Source organism: Corynebacterium sp., assembly GCF_012838985.1.
Lineage (GTDB): Bacteria > Actinomycetota > Actinomycetes > Mycobacteriales > Mycobacteriaceae > Corynebacterium.
The window spans coordinates 1-5,021 of record NZ_DUOE01000208.1 but is presented as its reverse complement, the minus strand read 5'-3'; the positions used below and the strand labels follow the sequence as shown (position 1 = coordinate 5,021).

The 5,021-nt window shown below is 68.4% G+C and carries 5 protein-coding genes; 1 reads left to right on the top strand and 4 read right to left on the bottom strand.

The features are described 5' to 3' along the window. Nucleotides 1-492: PLP-dependent transferase (locus tag GXZ33_RS11735; protein ID WP_291341317.1), on the top strand; the 492-nt coding region annotated here is incomplete at its 5' end. A gap of 201 nt (nucleotides 493-693) precedes the next feature. Here the strand turns inward: GXZ33_RS11735 and GXZ33_RS11730 are convergent. The 4 genes from GXZ33_RS11730 to GXZ33_RS11715 form a co-directional block, all read right to left on the bottom strand. Then, on the bottom strand, nucleotides 694-1,293 hold the full coding sequence (locus GXZ33_RS11730) for a vitamin K epoxide reductase family protein (protein ID WP_291341316.1): 600 nt from the start codon (nucleotides 1,291-1,293) through the stop codon (nucleotides 694-696). 193 nt (nucleotides 1,294-1,486) lie between these two features. Further along, entirely contained in the window at nucleotides 1,487-2,530 is a 1,044-nt protein-coding gene (locus GXZ33_RS11725) for a tocopherol cyclase family protein (protein WP_291341314.1), read from the bottom strand. A 27-nt stretch (nucleotides 2,531-2,557) separates the two neighbouring features. Next, the gene (locus tag GXZ33_RS11720) at nucleotides 2,558-3,430 is read right to left on the bottom strand and encodes an AraC family transcriptional regulator (RefSeq protein WP_291341312.1); all 873 of its coding nucleotides are present in this window, start codon (nucleotides 3,428-3,430) and stop codon (nucleotides 2,558-2,560) included. 91 nt (nucleotides 3,431-3,521) lie between these two features. After that, nucleotides 3,522-5,021, bottom strand: a 1,500-nt coding sequence (locus GXZ33_RS11715; RefSeq protein ID WP_291341310.1) for a bifunctional metallophosphatase/5'-nucleotidase, incomplete at its 5' end; no start/stop codon positions are given.

Here is a 5,021-nt window from a genome sequence, read left to right as displayed (position 1 = left end):
CAGCTGCAGCGCGACTTCGGCGCCTACCCGGCCGCCCACTCCGCGTTCATGCTCAACCTCTCCCTGGAGAGCCTCGACGTGCGCATGCAGCGCCACTGCGAGAACGCGCAGAAGGTCGCCGAGTACCTCGAGGGCCGCAAGGACGTGCTTGTCGACGTCCGCTACCCCGGACTCGACTCCTCCCCGTACCGCGAGCTGGCGAAGAAGTACCTCAGCGGCAACTCCGGTGTGCTGTGCATCGACATCAAGGGCGGCCGCGAGGCCGGCGTGAAGTTCATGGACGCCCTCGAGCTGGTCACCCGCCAGGTCCACGTCGCCGACGCCCGCTCCTGTGTGCTCCACCCGGCGTCCACCACCCACCGCCAGGTGCCGGACGAGCAGCTGCCGTCCGTCGGCATCACCCCGGGTCTGGTGCGCATCTCGGTCGGTCTGGAGAACGTCGACGACATCATCGCCGACATCGAGCAGGCCCTGGAGAAGTCCCAGGCCTAAGTTCGCTTATCGACGCCGCCCCGGTCCCTCATGTGGGACCGGGGCGGTGGCTTTCGGGGGATGGCTGCACTTTCACCCCGACTGGGTGCGTGTCGACAACGGGGTTTGGGGGACAGCGATGAGGGTATAAGTGCAGACACGGAGAAGGCCCGGACACTGTGGGAGGTGTCCGGGCCTTGGGGGCGTCGATAAGCGGTGTCTCTAGAACTCCGGCAGCGGCAGAACAGTGAGGGAGAACATCGCGACGATGGCCATGACCAGCGGGATGGCGATCATGATCGGGGCGGCGATGGCCGGGTTGACGATCGGGGCGGTGCGTGCGCCGCCGATCTTCTTGACGGTCAGCTCAATGAAGAACAGCAGGGTGGTGGCTGCGGCGGAGACCATGCAGAACGGGCAGATCTCGGTGATGACGAACAGCTGCAGGTAGACGAAGACCGCGGACAGGGCGACACCGATGGCGGTCACCGGCAGGAGCAGCTTCTCCAGCAGCTCGCTCTTGGTGAACAGCCACAGGGCGGACGCCGCCATCATGCCGATGTAGTAGACCGCGCCGATGGTGGCCAGGGGGATGGGGCCGACGTAGGAGTAGTCACTCATCATGACGGCCATGGGGCCGCGGGTCGGAACACCTTCCGGGATAGGCAGAACCCAGAAGTGGATCGCGGAGAGGATGGCACTGGCGGTCCAACCCATCACGGCGACACCGAAGAAGGTCCAGATGAGAATGTTCGCGGTGTTGCGCGGCTTCTCGACGGGCGCGGTCGGAGTGGTGAGCTTGCTCAGAACAGAGGTCGTCATGTGACTTTCGTTTTCCTTTGCTGGGATGAGAACGATCACAAACATACCCCGGGGGGTATATCTCGTCAACTCTGATGCTGACAGGACCGCAAAAAGCCTGCATGCCGGAGGCTTCCTGCGGTCTGCACCGCCGGGTGAAAAAGCGGAACCGCGCCCAGCTTTAAGAGCATGGGCGCGGTGGAGGGGAGGGGGACTAGTGGCCCTCTGGTGGGGCATCCGGGCGGGTGGGGTCCAGCCCGCGGCGGCGCAACTCGGCGGCGGCCCGGTCGAGGCCGCCGTGCTCCAGTGCGGCGAGGGTGCTGCGCCCCGACCACATGTGCCTGCCGAAGCGTGACACCGTGACCTCCAGGTCACCGGTGAGGTGCTCGAGATCGCCGGGGACGTTACGGTGCCCGCTGGGGAGGGGGACGGGGAGGACGAAGGCGTCGGTAAGCGGGGCGGAGCCGGTGACCTCCACCCTCCAGCCGTAGCCACGGCTCTCGAACTCCCAGGTGTCATCGGTGGTGCGGGCGCGGACCGGGCTGATGACGGGGTTGCCCAGGCGGAGGACGCGGGAGTCGGGAAGTTTGACCACCAGCCCCGTCACCTCCACTTTCATCGGGCCGGCGGTGACCAGCCCGCCGGCGAAAGCGACGCACGCCTCCGGCTCGGCGAAGCCCTGCGCCTGGCCCCACCACCAGGACTCCGGGAAGCCCTCGCGGCCCCAGTTCTTCTCCCCGTAGACGTGGGCGCCGTCGAACTCCCAGGTCTCCCCGCCGAGGGTGGCGGTGCCGGACGCGCGTCCGCCGAGCAGCCACGGGTGCCAGTACTGGTTGAGGCCGGGGATCACCTGGAAGACGCTGGATCCGCCGAAGGCACGGTGCGGCCACGGCTCGAGGTCGTGGAAGCGCAGGTCGAGTCGGGCGTCGGGGCCGAGGTCCACCCGGAGATGCTCTTCGTCGCCACTGAAGACGGGGGAGTTCATGGGGCCACCACGCACGCCGAGTCGGTGGGGATCCGTCCAGGACCCGGGGCGCGCGGCGGTGCGCACGAACCCGTTCGACCCGGCCAGGCCGATCGTCGCCCACGGACCCTCCGGCCCCTGGTTGGCGCCGCACAGGGCGATGAGGACGCGGCCGGTGGCCGGGTCGGTGAGGCGCCAGAAGTAGCCCTCCATGGCGACGCCGCGGTGGGCGCGGGTGGGGTGGCCGAAGGGCAGGTCAGCGCCGGTGCCGCGATAGAGTGTGATCGGGGTCATAGTGCCAGTGAAGCACAGTCCCGCCGTTCAGGCTCCGGTGCGTTCGATCGGCATCCACAGTTCACAGACCGCGGTGCTGAAATCCTCCGCCCGCTGCAGGACAGCCACGATGGTGGGACCCGGCCGGAGCTGCCACGGATTGGAGGGGAACCACTCCGCCGCTGCGGCCGCGTATGTGGACTGGAGGGCGGCGGGGTGGGGACCGTCGGAGCGGAACACCACCCATGCCCCGGCCTCCACGTCGATGACGTCGAGATCCTCCGGGACGGGGGAGTTCATGCCCACCGCGGCGCCGTGCAGGTAGGTCAGCTCACTGCCCTCCCTGTAATCGGGGTCGACATCGGCGCTGACCTGCAGCAGACCACCGGGAACGGTGTCGCTCAGCTGCTGGAGACGCTGGTGCTCGGAGGCGGGAATGCCCTCGATGTGGGCTCTGATATGCGGATTCTCCCCTTCGTGGAGGAGCGGCACACGCGTGGCGTGGCCGGTGAGGCGGAAAGCGGGTCGTTCAGTGATGCGGGCATCCATGGGGGTGCTCCCTTCTACGGTCAGTCGGAAACTGAGGTGCGGTTGACTGCGAAGGGGGCCACCGTCGCGCCGGGCCCGGCCGTGACTGACCCCGTGCACCGCACGGAACGCCCGGCCGAAGGCCTCGGTGGATCCGTAGCCGTAACGTACGGCGATGGTGAGCAGGTCATCCTCGCCGAGGAGATCCGTGGCGGCCACCGTCATCCGCCGACGCCGGATGTACTCCGACACCGGCATGCCGGCCAGCGAGGAAAACATCCGACGCAGGTGGTGGCCGGTGGTCCCGCCGCGGGCGGCCACGGCATCCACGTCGATCTCGTCGGTGAGGTGTTCCTCGATCTCGGCGACGAGGCGGTTGAGGATCTCGATCATGGTGGCTCCCTTCCTCACCCACTGTCGTCGTCCGGTGCCGTTCTCCGCCCGATCATCGGGGACCGAAAGGATCAGCGGATGCACCCCTGCCTCAGCGGAACTCGTACCCCTCGATGTGGCCCTGCCCCAGGACCTTCTCCGGCAGGTCATCGGCGAGGCAGCGTCCCTCGATCCCGTAGTTCACCGGCCCCCGGGCCAGGAACTCCTCGACCGCCTCATGCAGGGTGAAGCCCAGCAGCTGCGGGTCGTCCGCGTTCTGCAGCCGGCACAGGGTGTCCACCGGATCGCCGTCCCGCTCGCAGGCCGCGACGGTGTAGGTCGCGTCCGGGTCGAGCGGGTGGCCGCCGATCTCCACCGACTGCACGCGACGGCCCATCGGCGCCCGCGAGGTGAACCGCACCCGCATGCCCGCGAAGCGTACGACCCAGCCGCCGAAGACCTCGTCGGCGCGTGGGGAGAAGACGTTGTTCAGTTCCTTCTCCAGCCAGGTGCGCAGCTGCGCACCGGTGACCCGGCCGGTCTTCACCTCGGCGTTCTCCGGCAGCATGGACCACAGGAACTGCCTGCTGATCTGCGCCTCCCCGTCCTCCGGCACCAGCGGTGGGCAGAAGCGGAAGCCGTTGGACAGGGCGATGTCGAGGGTCCCGCCACGTTCGGCAAGGGTGGCGGAGGCCTTCGCGAACAGCGCGTCGGTGACCAGGTTGTCCATCGGCGTCTCCAGCACGTAGTAGCGCTGGAGCACCGAGGACGTCGTGCCGATCGTCTCCTCCAGCTCCGGGTGGGCGGCGCGGAGGGAATCCACCAGCTCCCGGAGGTGGGGGTCTTCGGGGAGGTGCTCGTGGACGTCGAGAAGCTCATAGTCCACCTCGCGGACCCCCGTGGCGGAGACCTCGATGTCGAGCCTGCCGACGAAGGAGCCGAAGGCTCCCGGTTCGGTGACGCGGGCGTGCCTGCCCTGCAGCGGGTGGCGGATGCGTTCGTGGGTGTCGCCGCCGAGGATGTAGTCGACGCCCTCCGCGAAGTCCTCGTCGGCCAGCGCCACCTGCGGCGCCATGCCGAGGTGGCCCATGACGAGCACCACGGCGCAGTCCTCGGTCTCGCGCAGGTGGCGCACCCAGTGGGCCATGCTCTGGGCCGGCTTCGTCAGGGCGATGCCGCGGCTGTAGGCGGGTGCCTGCCGACGGGTGAGCGCCGGATCGTTGTACGCCAGCACACCGATCTTCACGCCACCGCGTTCCAGCACGTGGAAGGGAGCGAAGAGATGGTTGCCGATCACGTCGTTGCCCACCGGATTCCCCGACTCATCCGCGTGGTGCATGTTCGTGCACACCATCGGCGCGGTGTACTCCCCGGCGATCTCCAGCAGCCGTTCCTTGCCGAACACCACCTCCCAGTTACCCGGCATGAGTACGTCGTAGTCCAGCGCGTTCATCGCCGGGACCACCGCCTCACCCCGGGTGAGCTGCACCCAGCCGCTGCCCTGGAAGCAGTCGCCGTTGTCGACGATGACCGTGTGCGGATTCTCCTCCCGGATCTGCTCGAAGAGGGTCTTCATCCGGGCCACGCCGCCGGCCCGCCGGTACACGGGCTG